This is a genomic window from Pseudomonas sp. Teo4, assembly GCF_034387475.1.
Lineage (GTDB): Bacteria > Pseudomonadota > Gammaproteobacteria > Pseudomonadales > Pseudomonadaceae > Aquipseudomonas.
Genome location: NZ_JAXCIL010000001.1, coordinates 1,351,443 through 1,370,295 on the forward strand (window position 1 = coordinate 1,351,443; position 18,853 = coordinate 1,370,295).

Below are 18,853 nucleotides of genomic sequence, written 5' to 3' on the forward strand. Positions count from 1 at the left end.
ATGATCGAAGTGTCGCGGTTTTGGCGGGATCCGGCCTTGCCATTCGTCGAAGCGCGACGGGTAGGGGATGGGCGCAAGGTGTGTTATGCCGCCCATTCCCACGAGAGCTTTTCCATCGGTGTGATCACCGGCGGGCGCAGCCATTACCTGACCGGTGACAACCAGGTCGAAGTCAGCGCTGGTACCACGGTGCTGATGAACCCTGGCGTGGTGCACACCTGCAACCCGATTGAAGGGGATGCATGGTCTTACCTGATGCTGTTCGTCGACCTGCCGTGGTTGCGGGCGCTGGGGTTCGAACTGCCTGTGCAGACCTGTAGCACCTCGCCGAGGCTGTATGGCCGGCTACTGGAGGTTTTTGCCAGCCTGTTCGACGACGATGAGCCTCACCGCGAGACGCTGCTATCGGCGTTTTTCATGGACCTGCCAGGCTATTTGGGGCCGCCTTCGAGCGTTACCGCATCAGGCCATCCGCGGTTGGAAACGGCCGCTGCCTTCATCCGCGCGCACCGCACCGACCCGCTGAGCTTAGAGGATATCTGCGCTGCTGCCGGGCTTTCGCGGGCCTATCTGATCCGCGCATTCCGACAACGCTTCGGCCTCACGCCCCATGGATACTTGGTTGATCAGCGGGTACAGCATGCCCGGGCGCAATTGCGCCAGGGCAGGGCGATCGCCGAAGTGGCAGTGGAGTCGGGGTTCGCGGACCAGGCGCATCTGCAGCGGGTGTTCAAGCAGCATCTGGCGGCCACGCCTGGGCATTATCGTGATGCCTGATGTTGGTAATGGTCATCACTGGCCCTATCAAGCCATCAGATACCCCGCACTGGCCACCAGCAATGCCGCCAACCCCCGATTGAACGCCCGCACATGCCGAGGATTACCCAGATACCGCCGAATCACACTGCCAGCCCAGGCCCAGCCGGCCACCGACACGAAACAGATCGGGCCGTAGATCCAGGTAAACAACCACAGCAAGTGTTGCTCTCCACCGGTGTAGGCACCGACGCCGGCCACCGCCGCCAGCCAGGCTTTCGGATTGAGCCATTGCATGACTGCGCCATGCCAGGCGGACGGGGCGCTTTGGTGCTGTTCACTGTTCAGCCGGCCATCATCCATGGCCAGTTTCCACGCCATGTACAGCAAGAACGCCACGCCTCCCCAGTGCAACAGCACGCCCATCACAGGCCAACGCAAAAGAAGCTCGTGTAGCCCGAACCCGACCAGCAGCAACAACGCACAAAATCCGAGTGTGGCGCCCGCTACGTGGCTCAGGCTGGCCCGCAGGCCATGGCGGGCACCGCTGCCCAAGGCAACGATGTTTACCGGGCCGGGCGAAATTGAAGCTGCCAGCGCAAAGGCAGCCATGGAAAGTGCAAGCGTCATGGGGGCATTCCTGTTGTGGACGATGCCCGCAATCCTGAAGTGGCAGGCGGGTGACGTATTGAAGAAAAGTCCCCTGGAACGGTTGTTACAGCTTTTGTAATAGTTTCGCGCTGTTGGAAAAACCCGCAGTGGATGTAGGATCACCTTCCCATTTTTTGATCAAGGTACGTATGAGCACCTTCGCGGAGCCCCCCAGTCCCCGGCCTTCCTGGCCATCCTTCCCCCGTCCTTGTGACGCATCCCTTGTGAGTACCCGCTAATGGAATGGCTAGCCGACCCTACGGCCTGGCTGGGCCTGCTGACGCTTATCGTCCTCGAGCTGGTGCTGGGTATCGACAACCTGGTGTTCATCGCCATCCTGGCCGACAAGCTACCGCCCCATCAGCGCGACCGCGCACGGGTGATTGGCCTGAGCCTGGCGTTGATCATGCGCCTGGGCCTGTTGGCCAGTATCTCGTGGATGGTCACCCTGACCGCACCGTTGTTCGAAGTGTTCGACAAGAGCTTCTCCGGCCGTGACCTGATCATGTTGTTCGGTGGTGTGTTCCTGTTGTTCAAGGCCACCATGGAACTGCACGAACGACTGGAAGGGCACGTCGCCCAATCCAGCGGCCCGGCACGCCATGCCGCGTTCTGGCCTATCGTGGCGCAGATCGTGGTGTTGGATGCGGTGTTCTCGCTGGATGCGGTGATCACGGCCGTGGGCATGGTCGAGCAGCTGTCGGTGATGATGATCGCGGTGATCTTCTCGATCGGCATCATGATCGTGGCCAGCAAGCCTTTGACCCGCTTCGTCAACGCCCACCCCACGGTGATCATGCTGTGCCTGGGCTTCTTGATGATGATCGGCTTCAGCCTCACCGCCGAAGGCCTGGGCTTCCACATCCCCAAAGGCTACCTGTACGCGGCCATCGGCTTCTCGCTGCTGATCGAGCTGTTCAACCAGCTGGCCCGTGCCCGCCGCAAGCGCAGCCTGCAGCAGCACAGGCCGCTGCGTGACCGTACCGCCCATGCCGTGTTGCGCCTGTTGGGCGGGCGGCGGGTGGAAGCCGACGAGGTGGGCGAGGAAATTGCCGACCTGGTCGAAGGTGGCGAGGAGCAGGTGCTGTTCGACCGCCGTGAACGGGTCATGATCAGCGGCGTGCTGAACCTGGCCGAGCGGCCGATTCGCACGGTGATGACGGTGCGTGCCGAAGTCGATGCCATCGATCTGGCGCAGCCCGCCGAAGCCATCACTCAGGCCCTGGCCCATTCGCCGTATTCGCGCCTGCCGCTGATTCGCGATGGCCGAATCGATGAACCGCTGGGCTTCATGCACAAGAAGGAGCTGCTCAACGAGCTATTGTCCGGCAACCAGCCTGACCTGGAGCGCATGGCGCGGGCGCCGTTGAACCTGCTGGAGAGCTTCAGCATTCTCAACGCGTTGGAACAGATGCGCAGCCAGTCGACCCACATCGCCTTCGTGGTCAACGAGTTTGGTGACTTCACCGGCCTGCTGACCATGACCGACATCCTCGAGTCGATTGCAGGCGAGTTGCCCGATGCCAGTGAAGTGGAGGGGCCGGGCGTGGTCGAAGACAACGATGGCTTCGTGGTCAGCGGCGCCCTGAACCTCAGCCAGGTGCAGGCTCGGACTGGTTTCAGCGCCCGCGCCACCGAGGACTACCAGACCCTCGCGGGCCTGGTGATGAGCTTGCTGGACCGTCTGCCAGTGGTGGGTGACCGACTGGCCTGGAATGGCTGGAGCATGACGGTGGTGGCCGTGGAAGAGCGCCGGGTACGCCAGGTGCGGCTTAAACCGAACGCCGACGTTGGCGAAGCAGGTGCTTGATACCCTCGAGCACCAACACCAGCACCGCGGCCCAGATCGGCAGGTAGGTAAGCCACTGCTCTGGGCCGATGGTCTCGCCCAGCAGCAGCGCCACGCCCACCAGCAGCACCGGTTCGACGTAGCTGAGCAGGCCGAACAGGCTGAAGGGCAACAAGCGGCTGGCCAGTACATAGGCGATCAGGGCACAGGCACTGATCGCCCCCAGCAGTGGAATCAACCCATACAGGGCCGGATGTTGGAGCAGGTCGTTGGCGTTCAACGGCCCTTGGGTCACGAAATATACGGCCCAGGGCAGCAACAGGCACATGTCGCACCACAGCCCGCCCAGGTGGTCGGTGCGGCAGCGTCGACGCAGCACGAAGTAAATGGGGTAGCCGATGGTCACCACCAGGGTTTCCCAGGCAAAGCTGCCGTTCTGGTAAAGCTCGTGGCCCACGCCCAGCGCGGCGCAGGCCACGGCCACTTTCTGCAGCCGGGACAGGCGCTCGCCATAGACCACGCGCCCTGTCAGGACCATCGCCAGCGGTAGCAGGAAATACCCCATCGACACTTCCAGGCTGCGCCCGTGCAGGGGCGCCCAGAGGAACAGCCACAACTGCACGCCCATCAGCCACGACGTGCCAACCATGCCCAGCAACAGGAGCGGGTTTTGCCGTACCCGGGCGAGCAGGCCGCCGACCAGCTTGATGTCCTTGGTCACCAGCATGAACAGGGTGAGGCAGGGGAGGGTCAGCAGTGTGCGCCAGCCAAAGATTTCTTCGCCATCGAGCGGCGAGAGCAAAGAGGTATAGAAGTACATCACAGCGAACAGACAGGACGCCATGACCGACGAAAGAATGCCTTTTGACACGAATGCCTCGAATAGGGGGGGAGTTAAGCCGGTGGATCAGCCGCGCATGATCTCAGGGGGCGCTTCCTGCGGCAACTGCGTGATGCCTGGGCGGGCAGCCAGTGCCTGGAGAAACTGTGCCGCGGGCATGGGCTTGGCGAACAGGTAGCCCTGCTGATAGTCCACATGGTGTTTCGCCAGGTAGTCGCGTTGGGCAGTGGTTTCCACGCCCTCGGCGACGATGCCCAGCTCAAGCTTGCCCGACAGTTCGATAATGCTGTCGAGAATGTGCTGCGACAGTGCATCGCCACCGATCATCGCAACGAAACTTTGGTCGATCTTCAGGTAGTCGACCTTGAACTGGCGCAGGTAGTTGAGGCTCGACTGGCCGGTGCCAAAGTCGTCCAGGGCAATCATTACCCCCATCTCATGAAGCTTTTCGAACAACTCCAGCGTCACTGGTGTGGGCTCGATGAGTTTACGTTCGGTCAGCTCCAGGGTCAGGATCACCCGGCCTGGCGGGAAGTGCTGAAGGAAGGTCCGGCAGTCGTCGAGTAAACGCAGATCGCGGCAATGATCGGCGGTGATGTTGATGCCGATATGGAAGCCGTCCTCGATCAGCGCGCTATAGGGCGCCAGGGTCTGGGCGGTATGAACCATAAGGGCGCGGGTCATGGCGACGATCTGCCCGCTGTGTTCAGCATACGGAATGAACAGGTCAGGGCGCACCAGCCCTTCACGGGGATGGTTCCAGCGCATCAGCACCTCGGCCCCTGCCCAACGGTAGTCGTCCTTGCGCACCACCGGCTGGAAGTACGGCAGGAACTCGTCCGCCTCCAGGGCGCGTCTGAGTTCATTGCGTGGCGATGAAGCGCGGCGGATCTGCCAGTGGCACGCGGCTCCGGCCACCGCGCCAATGAACAGCAACAAGCTGAGCAGTGCCGGATAATGACTACGCAGCAGTGCGCCCTGTTTGCCGGCCTCATACCCGCCGTGGACGCTGAAGGGGTAACGGGTCGAACTTCGCACCACGTCGGCGCTGGCGGCGGTTGGTGGCGTGCCCTGGCGTACCACGCCATCCTTGCCCATCCAGTTGTCGCCGACACGGATCTGCAACACTTCATCCGGGCCAATCAGGCGCAGCGCCGTGAGCAGGTGCTCGCCGTCGACCGTGGTAATGGCGCCTCGGTCGCCCTCGCTGGCGCGGTACACCAGCAATGGATGACCGGGAGTCACCGAGTTGCCGTCCATCAGCCACAGTTTGCCCTCGGTATAATCGCGGGCATCGACCGGCTCGTCGAATTCGCCGAACAACGAAGTGCAATACAGCGTGTTGTGCTGGAACAGGTTGGTCGAGCGCACGAACGCGTTACGGGTCACCTGGCTGCGCAGGTTGAGCTTGATCTGCTCGCATGGGCTGCCGGCCAGCGGCAACAAGGCCTGGGCGGCGCCTGACAGGTTATCGAGTATGCGCTCGACATGGGCGACAACCTGAACCGTGGTGGCCAGGCTGTTGGCGCGCAGCTCACGTTGGGTTTGCCAGTCTATGACCACCAAGCCGCATGCCAGTGGCAACACGCCAACGGCCCAGGGGAGCAGGGCGCGCCAGCTCCAGCGGGCAGGACGTTTAACCGTGAGGGGCATGCTGGCCTAATCTTGTAGAGGAAGACCTGCACAGGATAGCCGCTCGTCGGGGTGCAGTGCTAACAAAAGCGCGACAAAGGAATTTACGCAATGTAGAATCGATTTACGAATACAACAATAAGGTTCTCCACCTCCGGAGGATCAAGCCCGCCGAGAATGGGTCCATATGACATACCATGGGTTCAAGCTGATCATTGGTGACTTCCTCGCCCGCAGCGTGCGGGGTATCCCGTGCTCACCGCCATTTACGTCCCACATCACAAGCAATTGATCATTTTTCGCTGCAGATGAGGACACGAACATGGCTGATATCTTCGACAATCCAATGGGCCTGATGGGCTTCGAATTCATTGAACTGGCGTCCCCGACGCCTGGCGTGCTGGAACCTGTGTTCCAGATACTGGGCTTCACCAAGGTGGCGACCCACCGCTCCAAGGATGTGCACCTGTACCGTCAGGGTGGCATCAACCTGATCCTGAACAACGAACCGAAAAGCATGGCGTCCTACTTCGCGGCCGAACATGGCCCGTCGGTGTGTGGCATGGCGTTTCGCGTGCGCAACTCCCATGAAGCCTATGCTCGCGCCCTGGAGCTGGGTGCCCAGCCGGTGGAAATCGAAACCGGCCCGATGGAGCTGCGCCTGCCGGCGATCAAGGGCATCGGTGGTGCCCCGCTGTACCTGATCGACCGTTTCGAGGAAGGTAGCTCGATCTACGACATCGACTTCAACTTCATCGACGGGGTTGACCGCAACCCGGTCGGCGCTGGCCTGAAGATCATCGACCACCTGACCCACAACGTCTATCGCGGGCGCATGGCCTACTGGGCCGGCTTCTATGAGAAGCTGTTCAACTTCCGCGAGATTCGTTACTTCGACATCAAGGGTGAGTACACCGGCCTGACTTCGCGCGCCATGACTGCGCCCGACGGCATGATCCGCATCCCGCTGAACGAGGAATCGTCCAAAGGGGCGGGGCAGATCGAAGAGTTCCTGATGCAGTTCAACGGTGAGGGCATCCAGCATGTGGCCTTCCTCACAGACGACCTGCTCAAGACCTGGGATGCCCTCAAGGGCTTCGGCATGCGCTTCATGACCGCGCCGCCGCAGACTTACTACGAGATGCTCGAAGAGCGCCTGCCGGGGCATGGCGAGCCGGTGGATCAGCTGCAGGCCCGTGGCATTCTGCTCGATGGTGCTTCCGAAGCCGGTGACAAGCGCCTGTTGCTGCAGATTTTCTCGGAAACCCTGCTGGGGCCGGTGTTCTTCGAGTTCATCCAGCGCAAAGGTGACGACGGCTTCGGTGAAGGTAACTTCAAGGCCTTGTTCGAGTCGATCGAGCGTGATCAGGTGCGCCGCGGCGTGCTGAACGTCGATTGACGACACTCGGGTGCCGCCGTCATGACTTGCAGGCGGTGGCACCCAACTTTTTACGCCCCATCCTCACTATCCCCCAGTAGACGATCGAGCCGGTCAGTATCCCCACCAAGGCGAGGGAAGGCATTATCTGAAGGAGCGACTGGCGGGCTTCTCGAGCCGTAAAGCCTTCTTCGTAGCCGCCTTTTACGGTGTAGCCATACTTCATTGAGTGCGCTGTTTCAAAGTACTCCGATTGTGACGGCCGCGCCGCGTCACGGCTATCACCATCACTCCATATATAATGTTCACCAAACTCCAGAAGCAGTGTCAGACCGTCCTGAAAACTGCGCAGCTCCTTGCTTAGCTCCAAGCCGTAAGTTGAAGCATAAACGCTCAGGTTATCGCGCCTGAGCTGGTACACGACCAACACTGAATTAGGTGCGGTAGGTGGGTCGAACACCAACATTACTGGCTTGTCCTGGTCGATGTACAAGCTTTCGTGCGACAGTTTTCCACTCGTCGAAGAGCAATAAGTCTTGCCATCTTGCGCCAATGTCAGCGAGCGAAGGTGTTGCATCCCCTGTACCAAGTCCACAAGCTTGCCCTTGGCCCGCGAACAGGGTTGGCCTGCCAAGGGCAGCACCAGTTTTGCCGACCCTTGCAATCGATCCAGCGCGATATCGATGGCGTAGACGGCTTCCTGAACGGATACGCGAGCATTTTCTTCAAGCCTGCGCTCCATTTGGTAGAGCATCACCAAAAGCCCGCTGGCAACAGGCATCAAACTGGTCGTAATGGCCAGCATGGGTGCCAACATGAAGCGCCCGAGTTGAGTGAGTTTCGACATACCATGCATTCCCCTTCGCTCAGATCTGCCGGGTGGGCAAACGAAGGGTGAGCCTAAGAAAGCTGCATTAGGCCGGCTGTAAGTCGCAAACTGTACATGCGCTGGGAATACGGGAAATCCGTTGTAGGTGTTATCGTCCCTTGAGCTTTGCGAGCACCTTTTCCGCCAATTCGCCAGTAGAGGCGGGGTTCTGGCCCGTGATGAGCCTGCCGTCCTCAACTACGAAGGGTTGCCAAGGGTCCTCATGCTTCGAGTACTGGCCACCGCGTGCTGTCAGCTCGTTCTCGGTCAAGAACGGAACCTCTTTTTCCAGTTCAGCCAATTCTTCTTCTGTATTTGAAAAGCCGGTCACTTGGCGGTCTTTCAGCAACAGGCTGTTGTCACTGAGTTTTATGTTCAGCAAACCCGCGACACCGTGGCAGACGGCGGCTACAACGCCTTTGCTTTCATAGATGCTTCGAGCCAACTCCTGCAGGCCGTGGCTATCGGGGAAGTCGTACATCACCCCGTGCCCGCCCGTATAGTAAATGGCACAGTAATCGCTCACCTTGACCTGGGCAGGGCTCAGTGTGCTGCCAAGCCGGTTCATGAACGCTTTGTCGTTGTACCACTGCCAATCCAGCTCTGGCGCCAGTTGCAAGCTATGGGGGTCGATGGGTACATAGCCGCCAGCGGGGCTGACATAGTCGACCGAGTAGCCCGCTTTCTCGACTTTCTCAATGAAGTGGACCGCTTCGCCCAGCCACAATCCGGTGGCCCGCTTGCGCTTCGGGTACTTGGCTGTATTGGTCAGCACAACCAGAATCTTCTTGCTCATGACCAGACTCCATTGGCAGCAAAGGGATAAAGCATCAGGTGGCAGCTGAGGCCTAATCAGCATAGCTGGGGATTGCAGTCGTGCCATTTGGCTGGTGGCGTTGTGCTACGTTGATGATCAGGAGGGCGTGACGCATCGCCTGCGGTAAACGTGTAATGGTTAACATTACAAAGTATTGCAGGAGCGCCCGTTCGCGCAGATGATGCAGACAATCCTTTCTTTCTCACGTTGACACTGGAATCAGCCTTTTGGGGAACCCTACGCCACAGCAACCTGCTCAGCAGACCGTCGCCCTGGTACCCGGCGCTGATGTTGCGGGCGCCATGGGCGAACGCATCGCGCGGTTCGACTGGGGGCGTACCGCATTGGGGCCTTTGCCTCGCTGGCCAGCCACGTTGCGCATTGCGGTCGACATGGTGCTCAATGCCCCGTTCCCCAGCGCCTTGGTCTGGGGGGCAGACCTTGTCGTGATTCACAACGAGGCTTACCAGGCGTTACATCCGGTTCAGCAGAATGCGCTGGGTAAAAGCTTTGACTTGCTGTGGCGTGACGTCTGGGGCGAGGTGGGGCCATGGGTGTTCGAGGCGTTGGAGGGGCGCGCAAACTTCGTTGGTGACAAACCCATACGGGTAGGTTTCGGCGCACAAGGTGCGCAAGCGTCCTTCGTTTTTTGCTACGCCCCCGTGCGTGATGATCAAGGGGTTGTAGCAGGTTTCCTGCATACGGTCATCGAGACCACGGCAGGCGCCGAATTGCAGCAGGCGTGGCAGGAGCAGGCCCAGGCGTTCGGGGCGCAGATCCATAAGTACACACAGGAACGCGAGCACCTCTGGGTACTGTCGCGCGATGCCATGGTTACAGTCACGCCTGAGCTTGTGTTGAAGGATGCCAACCCTACCTGGTATCGCGTTCTGGGCTGGAGTGAAGCCCAGGTACGCGACCATTCGCTGCTTGAGTTGATCCATCCGGCGGACCGCACCGAAGTGCAGGTGGCGATGGTCGATTTCGTTCACGGCAAGAGCGGTGATACGTTCGAGACCCGTCTGCGCCATCAGGATGGGCATTATCGATGGTTTCGCTGGAGCGCCAGGTTCGACGGCTCGCTGCTGACGGCCGTGGGCCGCGACATCACCGACGATCGTGACGAGATCACGCGCCAGTCCGAAGCGCTATTGCGCAACAGCCAGAGGCTCGAGGCCGTTGGCCAGTTGGCAGGTGGTATGGCCCATGAAATGAACAATTTGTTGTCCGGTATCGGGGGTAGCCTCGAGTTGTTGCAGCGGCGTCTGCATCAGGGGCGTACGGATCGCCTGGATGACTACGTCGACGTGGCCCGTGATGCTGTACAGCGAGCCATGAACCTCACCCATCGGTTGCTGGCGTTTTCCCGCAGCCAACCGCTCAAGCCTGTCCCCCTGGACCTCAACCGTCAGTTGACAGCACTCCAACCGGTGTTGCTTCAGACCCTGGGCGCCGAGATGCGCCTGCAATGGCAACTGGATATCGAACCCTGGACCGTCTGCCTGGATCTGACGCAGTTCGAGACCGCACTGATCAACCTGTGCAGTAACGCTCGTGAAGCCTGCCTGGAGACCGGCAGCGTGACCATTCGCTGTGCCAACGAACGGCTTGCCACCGCGTTCCCCAATGACACGGGCTTGCCGCCAGGGGACTACGTGGCTGTTCACGTCGAAGACGACGGCCATGGTATGTCCGAAGTCGAGAAGGGCCGGGCCTTTGAGCCTTTTTTCACCAGCAAGGCTCTGGGGCGCGGTGCCGGGCTTGGGCTTGCGATGGTCTACGGCTTCGTTCGCCAGTCGGGGGGATACGTGTGGATCAGTTCGGCACCCGCAGAGGGGGCCAGGATTTCGATGTTGTTCCCACGCTGCCACCACTCGCTACCTGCTGAGCCGCCCGCGCCGATGCCAGTGACCGAACAGGCTCGTGGGCAGCGGCTGTTGCTGGTGGATGATGAGTTGAACCTGCGCGAGCTGATGCGTGAGTATCTGAATGAATGCGGCTTCGACGTTTACCAGGCCGGTGATGCCAATGAAGCACTGCTGCGGTTTCAGATGGATGGCCCGTTTGACCTTGTCATCACCGATATAGGCTTGCCGGGTGGATTCAGCGGGCGGCAGTTGGCAAAGGCGATGCGTCAGCTCGTGCCTGCGCAGAGGGTTCTGTTCATAACAGGGTTTGTCGAGCCTGCGATACACGCCCAACTGCTCGCAAAGCCGGGTACGGCGCTGATGCTCAAACCCTTCGAGTTTGACGGCTTGTTGAGCCAGGTCTTGCGAATGCTGGCCGATTGAGCAGGCTCAAGGTTTACCCAGCATCTGTGTGACCTGTTGCTGCAGCGCCTTGAGCTCGAACGGCTTGCAGATCAATTGCATGCCAGGCGCAAGGAAACCCTCGCGGGTCATGGCCGTCTCGGCATAGCCGGTGATGAACAGCACCGCCAGCCCTGGCCGCAGGGTGCGTGCGATTTCCGCCAGTTGCCGGCCGTTCATGCCAGGCAGGCCGACATCACTGATCAGCAGGTCGATATTCTGCGCAGAGCGCAACACCTTGAGCGCGTCGTCGGCATTGCCAGCGCTCTGGCAGGTGAACCCTTCTTCCTGCAGCGTCTGGCACAACAAGCGGCGCACGTGCAGGTCGTCCTCGACCACCAGCACGTCATGACCGCCTGCGTGAAGCGCCAATGGGTCCGTTGCTGGCTCGGTCTGCCCTGGCCCGCTGTGGCGCGGCAGGTACAGGTCCACCCGGGTACCCTGGCCGATATGGCTATGCAGGGCAACGTGACCACGGGACTGTTTACTGAAACCGTACACCATCGACAGGCCAAGGCCGATACCTTGGCCAACCGGCTTGGTGCTGAAAAAGGGTTCGAAGGCATGCTCCAGGGTGGTTTGCGACATACCCTGGCCGTCGTCGATGATGCTCAGGCGCAGGTACTCGCCGTCGGCAAGGCCGTCGCTGCGGCCTGGGTCGGCGTCGATCTGCTGGTTGCTCGCCTCGATGCACAGCGCCCCACCGCTGGGCATGGCTTCGCAGGCGTTTAGCAGCAGGTTGTCGAGGGCTTCCTGCAGCTGCACGCCGTCGGCCTCGACGGCCCAGAGGTCGCTGGGTAGCCGTACTTCGAGCGTGACCGAGTCGTTGAGGGCGCCCTGCAGCCGTTGCACCTGCAACAGTGGGCGCAGGTCAATGCGCTGGCTGTTCAGCGATTGTCGGCAGGAAAACGCCAGCAGACGGTGGGTGAGTCGGGCAGCACGGGTGACCGCCTCTCGGCCCATGCGCAGAACGCCGTCGAGGCCCTCGCTGCGGCCTTGCTTCAAGCGGCGGTCGATCAGTTCGAAACTGCCACCTATGCTGGTCAGCAGGTTGTTGAAATCATGTGCCACACCCCCGGCCAATTGGCCGATAGCCTCCATCTTGCGCGCCTGGTACAGGGCCAGATCCTGTGTCCGCTGTGCCTGGCTGCGGGCGTCGAGCTGTAGTTGCAGCCCCTGCAACTGTTCGCGTGCCAGGTATTGGCGACGACGGTTGCGCAGCGCGATGCGGGCCAACTGCAAGAGCTGTCCGTCCTCGAATGGAGAGGCTAGAAGGGTCAGATTTCCCAAGGGGTGCTCAGAGGTGTCGGTGAGCAGCGAGCATGGCTCGGTGAGCAGTACGATGGGCAGGTCCGACCAGCTGGGCTGGTCATTGATGAACCCTTGCAACAAGGCGTTTTTCTCGCTGTTCAGCGTTTTCTCGGCGATGATCGCCATGCCGGCTCCCTCCATCAAGCGGGCCTGCAAATGGGCGACATCGTGCGCGCAAAGGCAGTTGATACCGGCTGTTGCCAGCAGCTTGGAGGTGGTTGCGGCGAGCTGAGCGGGGGCCAGTATCAGGGCGCGCTCATCCAGCGACAAAGAACTGGCCAAGACGACTCTCCCGTGTCAAAGGGCAGCGCCAGTCGTGGCCCTGCCGCCAGTGGTCCGATAACCTCTGGACCACAGCGCATCGTCAAGGGTTCAACGCAAGTTACCGGCTTCGTTACAGCCCTTGTTGCAGTGCCGGGTCGTCGGGGTTCTGCCGCTCCAGTTCGGCCAGCAGTACCTGCACGTTCTGCAACTGGCCGGTCTCCTTCCAGTACTGGATCAGCAACAACCTGGCCCGGCGATTGGCCGGTTGGCGGCTGAGCAGGGTTTCCAGTTGCTTCTGGGCCGCATCACCTTGTTCCAGGTCGTGCAAGGTCACCGCCAGGGCATAGCGGTAATCGGTGTTGTCGGGCTCCAGCTCGACGGCGCGGGCCAGGGCCAGCAATGCGTACTCACGTTGCTCGTGACGGTTGAGCCATAGGCCCAGCTCGTTTTGCAGAAAAGCCGAGTCCGGGCGCAGGGCCAGGGCCTTGGCCAGCACCTGGCGCGATTCGTCATGTTTACCCTGGCGTTCCAGCAGGCGTACCTGGGTGGCCAGGGCGTCGAGGCCGTCCGGGTCCACCGCCAGACTGCGCTGCAGGGCGGCGGCGGCCTGGTCGTAGTCGTTTTCATGCAAGTAAAGACGCGCCAGGTGGACTTGCGCTGCAGCATCTTCGGGCTGTTTTTCCAGTGCCTGCTGGTATTGCTCGAGTGTGGTTTGCAGCGGCCCGAAATACAGGCCGATGGCATCCGGGTCCAGCCCCAGCAAGGCATCCACCGCGGCAAAACGCACGCTCTGGTCATCGTCGTCCAGCAACGGCCCGAGCACCAGGCTGCGCTGCGCCGCAGGCAGCAGACGACGGACACCGGCGATGGCGGCGCGGCGTACCAACGGGTCAGCATGCTCCAGGTCCTGCTGCGCAAGCTTCAGCGCCTGTGGCGAGGGGTAGTTGGGCAGTTCGGCGTAGAGGGCGGCGCGGCGAATCGGCGTGAGGTCGTCGCGTTGCAACTGCTGGTACAGCACCCGCGCAGCACCCGGCAGGCCATCATGGGCCTGGCGCAATGCCTTGGCATAGCTGTGCGGGGGCAAGGTCGGCGGGGCGGGTTGATCATCGCGGCGCAGAAAGACCAACGCCGACGACGCCAGGATCACAGCCAGCAAGGCGATCAGGTAGCGGTGGCGTCTGGGCATTATGCGGTCCATGGCGGTGGGAAGGCAGAGCTTGGGGCAGAACGCCCCGGTCTGCAAGCAGCGCAAGATTGGGAATGGGTGGCTGCGATGTGCTTGTCTTGGGTTTTGGGGTGGTGCGTATATCGAGCGCCGCCCGCGCGGCGCATCGCGAGCAAGGCTCGCTCCTACGTTTGTATCGGGCCAGTCATGCCTGTGATAGTCGCGCGCGACCGCCTTGTTTGTACGACTCGATATTGAGCCGTGCGTCCAAAGCGGTCGCGCGCATTTCTCACAGGACTCATTGGCCCGAAACAAACGTAGGAGCGAGCCTTGCTCGCGATGCGCCGCGCGGGCGGCGCTCGATCTGACAAACCCCGAATATATTGTGGCAAACCCAATAAAAAAGCCCCGCAGGCACAAGGCCTGCGGGGCAAACGGTTGGGGGAGGATCCAACCAAAGGAGTCGTTGAATCAGTGGGCGCTGGCGACCGTCTCAGGCTGCCAGCCGCCACCCAGGGCCTTGTAGATCGAGACGATGCCGCGGTACAGCTCGACCTCGCCTTGGGCTTGGGCGTCTTCTGCACTCAGACGCTCGCGTTCGGCATCCAGCAGCACCAGATAGTCCACCGTGCCCTCGCGGTAGCGCACCGACGCCAGGTCGGCGGCCTTGCGGCTGGCCTCGCTTTGACGTATCAGCGACAGCAGACGCTGCTGACGCTTGCCGTAGTCGCTGAACGCGTTGGCGGACTCTTCCAGTGCCAGCAGCACCTGTTGCTCATAGTTGGCCAAGGCACCCTCGGCATCGGCCTTGGCTCCGCGCAGGCGGGCCCGCACGCTGCCCAGGTCGAAAGCGGCCCAGGTGATGCTGGGGCCAAGCGCCCAGGCATTGGCGGCGGACGAGCCGATCTGCGAGCCGCGCGCGGCGGTGAAACCGAGGAAACCGCTGAGGCTGACCCGCGGGAACAGGTCGGCAGTGGCCACCCCGACGTTGGCCGTGGCGGCGGCCAGCTGGCGCTCGGCGCTGCGGATGTCCGGGCGGCGGCGCAGCAGCTCACCCGGGTCACCCACCGGCAATGCCTTGACGATGGCCGGCAGTGACTTGGGCGAGAGGTCGACGCTCAAGGCATCCGGGCGCTGGCCCAGCAGGGTGGCGATGCGGTTGCGCGCCCGGACCTGCTCGGCCTGCAGTTCTGGTACGGTCGCCTCGACCCCAGCCAGACGTGCATCGGCGCGCACCACGTCCAGTTCGTTGCCGACCCCGGCGTCGCGCAGGGTTTCGGTGATGTTGCGCGACTCCTGCTGGGTCTTGAGGTTGGCCAGGGCGATCTTCTCGCGCAGTTGCGCGCCGCGCAGTTGGCCATAGGCATCGACCAACTCGGCGATCAGGCTGACCTGCAACTGCTGAAGGTCGGCCTGGGCCGCCGCTTCCTGGGCTTCGCTGGCCTCGATCTGACGCTGGATACGGCCGAACAGGTCAAGCTCCCAGGCCATGTCCAGGCCCAGGTCGTAGCGCTCGCTGTTGACCCGCTGTTCGGTCTCGCCAGGAATCTGGCCCTTGCCGATGTCGCTGCTGACGCGGCTGGTGACCACCGGCAACTGGTCGTTCGAGGCATCCTCACGGATGGCCCGTGCCGACTTGAGCCGGGCGAAGGCCACGCGCAGGTCGCGGTTGCCATCCAGCGAGGCCTGCACCAGTTGGTTCAGCACCGGGTCGTCGAACTGCTTCCACCACAGGCTTTCAAAGCGGCTGCGGTCAAACGCCTGGGCTTGCATCTGGCTGTCCAGCTGCGCAGGTTCGGTGTCCGGCGTCTTGTAGTCCGGGCCCACCGCACAGGCCGCCAGGGCCAGTGCCAGCAGGCTGGGCGTCAGGGGTTTGAGCAGGTTCATGCGTGGCTCTCCAACGATTGCACGTGCGCGGCCTTGCGGGCCTGGCGACGTTCGACGAAACGGCGGATCAGGAAGAAGAACACCGGGGTCAGGAACAAGCCGAACACGGTCACCCCGATCATCCCCGAGAACACCGCGACACCCATGGCGTGGCGCATTTCCGAACCGGCACCGGAGGAGAACACCAGCGGCACCACACCCATGATGAAGGCAATCGAGGTCATCAGAATCGGCCGCAGACGCAGGCGGCAGGCTTCCAGTACCGCAGCCAGCGGGTCGAGGCCCTTGGCCTGTTCATCCTTGGCGAATTCGACGATCAGAATCGCGTTCTTGCACGCCAGGCCCACCAGTACGATCAAGCCGATCTGGGTGAAGATGTTGTTGTCGCCACCCGAGACGATCACCCCGGTGATGGCCGACAGCAGGGTCATCGGCACGATCAGGATCACCGCCAGCGGCAGGCTCCAGCTTTCGTACTGGGCGGCCAGCACCAGGAACGCCAGCAGTACGCACAGCGGGAACACCAGCAGTGCGGTATTGCCCGAGAGGATCTGCTGGTAGGTCAGGTCGGTCCACTCGAAGGTCATGCCGTTGGGCAATTCCTCTTTCAGCAGTTTCTCGATGGCGGCTTCGGCCTGGCCGGAGCTGTAGCCCGGGGCTGCCGCGCCGTTGATTTCCGCGGTGATGAAGCCGTTGTAGTGCATCACGCGATCAGGTCCGGAGGTATCGCTGACCTTGAGGAAGGTCGCCAACGGAATCATCTCGCCCAGGTTGTTGCGCACCTTCAACTGGCCGATCTGCTCGGCATCGAGGCGGAACTGCTGCTCGGCCTGGACGTTGACCTGGTAGGTGCGGCCAAAGCGGTTGAAGTCGTTGGTGTACAGCGAGCCCAGGTAAACCTGCAGGGTGTCGAAGATATCGGTGATCGCCACGCCATGGGTCTTGGCCTTTTCCCGGTCGATGGCGGCATCGACCTGCGGCACGTTGACCTGGTAGCTGGTGAACAGGCCTGCCAGCTCTGGCACGTTGTGGCTCTTGGCGATGATGTTCTGGGTTTCTTTGTACAGCGCTTCGTAGCCCAGGTTGCCGCGGTCCTCGATCTGCAGGCGGAAGCCGCCAATGGTGCCAAGGCCTTGTACCGGCGGTGGCGGGAAGATCGCGATGTAGGCGTCCTGGATGTCGGCGAACTGGGCGTTGAGCGCGGCGGCGATGGCCGCTGCCGACTGGCTCGGGTCCTTGCGCTCATCGAACGGCTTGAGCGGAGTGAACACGATGCCGCTGTTGGGGCTGTTGGTGAAACCGTTGATCGACAGGCCCGGGAAGGCTACCGAGTCGGCAACGCCGGGTTGCTTCAGGGCGATTTCACTCATGCGCTTGATCACCGCCTCGGTACGGTCGAGGCTGGCGGCGTCAGGCAGCTGGGCGAAGGCCACCAGGTACTGCTTGTCCTGGGCCGGCACGAAACCGGTCGGGGTGGACGAGAAGCCCAGGTAGGTCAGGCCCATCAGGCCGGCATAGACGAACAGGGCGATGCCGCTGGAGCGGATGACTCGGCGCACACCACCCACGTAGCGGTGGCTGGCACGGTCGAAGAAGCGGTTGAACGGGGCGAACAGCCAGCTGCCCAGCAGTTTATCCAGGAACCGCGAGAACCGGTCCTTGGGTGCGTGATGGTCCTTGAGCAGCACTGCAGCCAGCGCAGGCGACAGGGTCAGCGAGTTGAACGCCGAGATCACGGTGGAGATGGCGATGGTCAGGGCGAACTGCTTGTAGAACTGCCCGGTAAGGCCGGAAATGAACGCAGCAGGGACAAACACCGCGCACAGCACCAGGGCGGTGGCAATGATCGGTCCGGTCACTTCGCCCATGGCTTTTTGCGTAGCCTCGAGCGGTTTAAGGCCAAGCCCGATATTACGCTCGACGTTCTCCACCACGACGATGGCGTCGTCCACCACGATACCGATGGCCAATACCAGCCCGAACAGCGACAGGGCATTGAGCGAGAAGCCGAACAGGTGCATGACCGCGAAGGTACCGATCAGCGACACCGGTACGGCCAGCAGCGGGATGATCGAGGCGCGCCAGGTCTGCAGGAACAGGATCACCACCAGTACCACCAGCACCAGCGCTTCGAACAGGGTGTGCACCACCGCTTCGATGGAGCCACGCACGAAGATGGTCGGGTCATAGACGATGCTGTAGTCCATCCCTTCGGGGAAGTCCTTTTTCAGCTCGGCCATTTTCGCCCGCACTTCGTCGGAGATTTCGATGGCGTTGGAACCAGGGCGCTGGAAGATCGGGATGGCCACTGCCGGCTGGTTGTTCAGCAGCGAGCGCAGGGCATATTGGCTGGAACCCAGCTCGACCCGGGCGATGTCCTTGAGGCGCGTGATTTCGCCATCGGCACCGGCGCGGATGATGATGTTCTCGAATTCTTCCTCGTTGACCAGGCGGCCCTGGGTGTTGATCGACAGCTGGAAGCTGGTGCTACCGGGGGCGGGCGGGGCGCCCAGCTGGCCGGCGGCCACCTGGCGGTTCTGCTCGCGAATGGCGGCCACCACATCACTGGCGGTCAGGTTGCGCGAAGCGGTCTTGTTCGGGTCCAGCCATACCCGCAGCGAGTAGTCGCCCATGCCGAACAGTTGCACGTCGCCCACGCCGCCCAGGCGCGCCAGCTCGTCCTTGATGTTGAGGATGGCGTAGTTGGACAGGTAGAGCATGTCGTAGCGGTTGTCCGGCGAGGTCAGGTGCACGACCATGGTCAGGTCGGGCGAGGCCTTGTCGACGGTGATGCCGATACGGGTCACTTCCTCAGGCAGCTTGGGCTGAGTGCGGGTGACGCGGTTCTGTACCTGCACCTGGGCATTGTCCAGGTCGGTGCCCAGGGCGAAGGTGATGGTCAGGGTCAGCTTGCCATCGGCGGTGGACTGCGAGGACATGTACAGCATGTTCTCGACACCGGTAATGGCCTGCTCCAGCGGTGCGGCGACGGTTTCGCCGATCACCTTGGGGTTGGCGCCGGGGAAGTTGGCGCGCACCACCACGGTAGGCGGTACCACTTCCGGGTATTCGCTGATCGGCAGCTGGAACAGCGAGATCGAACCCGCGATCAGCAGCACCAGCGACAGCACGGCGGCGAAGATCGGCCGGGTAATGAAGAATTTCGAAAAGTTCATCGGTGTGAT

General features: G+C 61.9%; 13 protein-coding genes. 4 read left to right on the top strand and 9 right to left on the bottom strand.

The genetic code is table 11. The features are described from left to right. Positions 1 to 777, top strand: a complete 777-nt coding sequence (locus PspTeo4_RS06380) for an AraC family transcriptional regulator (protein WP_322362860.1) — start codon at positions 1 to 3, stop codon at positions 775 to 777. A 27-nt stretch (positions 778 to 804) separates the two neighbouring features. Here PspTeo4_RS06380 and PspTeo4_RS06385 read toward each other — a convergent pair whose 3' ends face one another. Beyond that, a complete protein-coding gene (locus PspTeo4_RS06385) occupies positions 805 to 1,386 on the bottom strand; it encodes a LysE family translocator (RefSeq protein ID WP_322362861.1) in 582 nt (193 codons plus the stop codon). 259 nt (positions 1,387 to 1,645) lie between these two features. Between PspTeo4_RS06385 and PspTeo4_RS06390 the strand changes: the two genes are divergently transcribed. Further along, the gene (locus PspTeo4_RS06390; protein WP_322362862.1) at positions 1,646 to 3,217 is read left to right on the top strand and encodes a TerC family protein; all 1,572 of its coding nucleotides are present in this window, start codon (positions 1,646 to 1,648) and stop codon (positions 3,215 to 3,217) included. On the opposite strand, the gene rarD is transcribed toward PspTeo4_RS06390, so the two are convergent. Next, positions 3,180 to 4,067 (bottom strand): EamA family transporter RarD, encoded by an 888-nt coding sequence (rarD, locus tag PspTeo4_RS06395; RefSeq protein ID WP_322362863.1) that lies wholly within the window; start codon positions 4,065 to 4,067, stop codon positions 3,180 to 3,182. The genes PspTeo4_RS06390 and rarD overlap by 38 nt on opposite strands. A gap of 36 nt (positions 4,068 to 4,103) precedes the next feature. After that, positions 4,104 to 5,690, bottom strand: coding sequence for a cyclic diguanylate phosphodiesterase (locus PspTeo4_RS06400; protein WP_322362864.1), 1,587 nt, complete (start codon positions 5,688 to 5,690; stop codon positions 4,104 to 4,106). Positions 5,691 to 5,991: 301 nt separating this feature from the next. On the opposite strand from PspTeo4_RS06400, the gene hppD reads away from it, so the two are divergent. Next, positions 5,992 to 7,068, top strand: coding sequence for a 4-hydroxyphenylpyruvate dioxygenase (gene hppD, locus PspTeo4_RS06405; protein ID WP_322362865.1), 1,077 nt, complete (start codon positions 5,992 to 5,994; stop codon positions 7,066 to 7,068). Between the two features lie 19 nt (positions 7,069 to 7,087). On the opposite strand, the gene PspTeo4_RS06410 is transcribed toward hppD, so the two are convergent. Beyond that, entirely contained in the window at positions 7,088 to 7,894 is an 807-nt protein-coding gene (locus tag PspTeo4_RS06410; protein ID WP_322362866.1) for a CSS-motif domain-containing protein, read from the bottom strand. Between the two features lie 130 nt (positions 7,895 to 8,024). Further along, on the bottom strand, positions 8,025 to 8,711 hold the full coding sequence (locus PspTeo4_RS06415) for a type 1 glutamine amidotransferase domain-containing protein (RefSeq protein ID WP_322362867.1): 687 nt from the start codon (positions 8,709 to 8,711) through the stop codon (positions 8,025 to 8,027). A gap of 323 nt (positions 8,712 to 9,034) precedes the next feature. Between PspTeo4_RS06415 and PspTeo4_RS06420 the strand changes: the two genes are divergently transcribed. After that, positions 9,035 to 11,023, top strand: a complete 1,989-nt coding sequence (locus tag PspTeo4_RS06420; RefSeq protein ID WP_322362868.1) for a hybrid sensor histidine kinase/response regulator — start codon at positions 9,035 to 9,037, stop codon at positions 11,021 to 11,023. Positions 11,024 to 11,029: 6 nt separating this feature from the next. Here the strand turns inward: PspTeo4_RS06420 and PspTeo4_RS06425 are convergent, their stop codons facing one another. The 4 genes from PspTeo4_RS06425 to PspTeo4_RS06440 all read right to left on the bottom strand — a co-directional run bounded on the left by PspTeo4_RS06425 (position 11,030) and on the right by PspTeo4_RS06440 (position 18,844). Continuing rightward, positions 11,030 to 12,634, bottom strand: coding sequence for a response regulator (locus tag PspTeo4_RS06425; RefSeq protein WP_322362869.1), 1,605 nt, complete (start codon positions 12,632 to 12,634; stop codon positions 11,030 to 11,032). Between the two features lie 112 nt (positions 12,635 to 12,746). Beyond that, a complete protein-coding gene (locus PspTeo4_RS06430; RefSeq protein WP_322362870.1) occupies positions 12,747 to 13,802 on the bottom strand; it encodes a tetratricopeptide repeat protein in 1,056 nt (351 codons plus the stop codon). 450 nt (positions 13,803 to 14,252) lie between these two features. Beyond that, positions 14,253 to 15,668, bottom strand: coding sequence for a TolC family protein (locus tag PspTeo4_RS06435; protein WP_322362871.1), 1,416 nt, complete (start codon positions 15,666 to 15,668; stop codon positions 14,253 to 14,255). Next, the gene (locus PspTeo4_RS06440) at positions 15,665 to 18,844 is read right to left on the bottom strand and encodes an efflux RND transporter permease subunit (protein ID WP_322362872.1); all 3,180 of its coding nucleotides are present in this window, start codon (positions 18,842 to 18,844) and stop codon (positions 15,665 to 15,667) included. Before PspTeo4_RS06440 ends, PspTeo4_RS06435 begins: the two co-directional genes overlap by 4 nt. Positions 18,845 to 18,853: the final 9 nt, after the last annotated feature.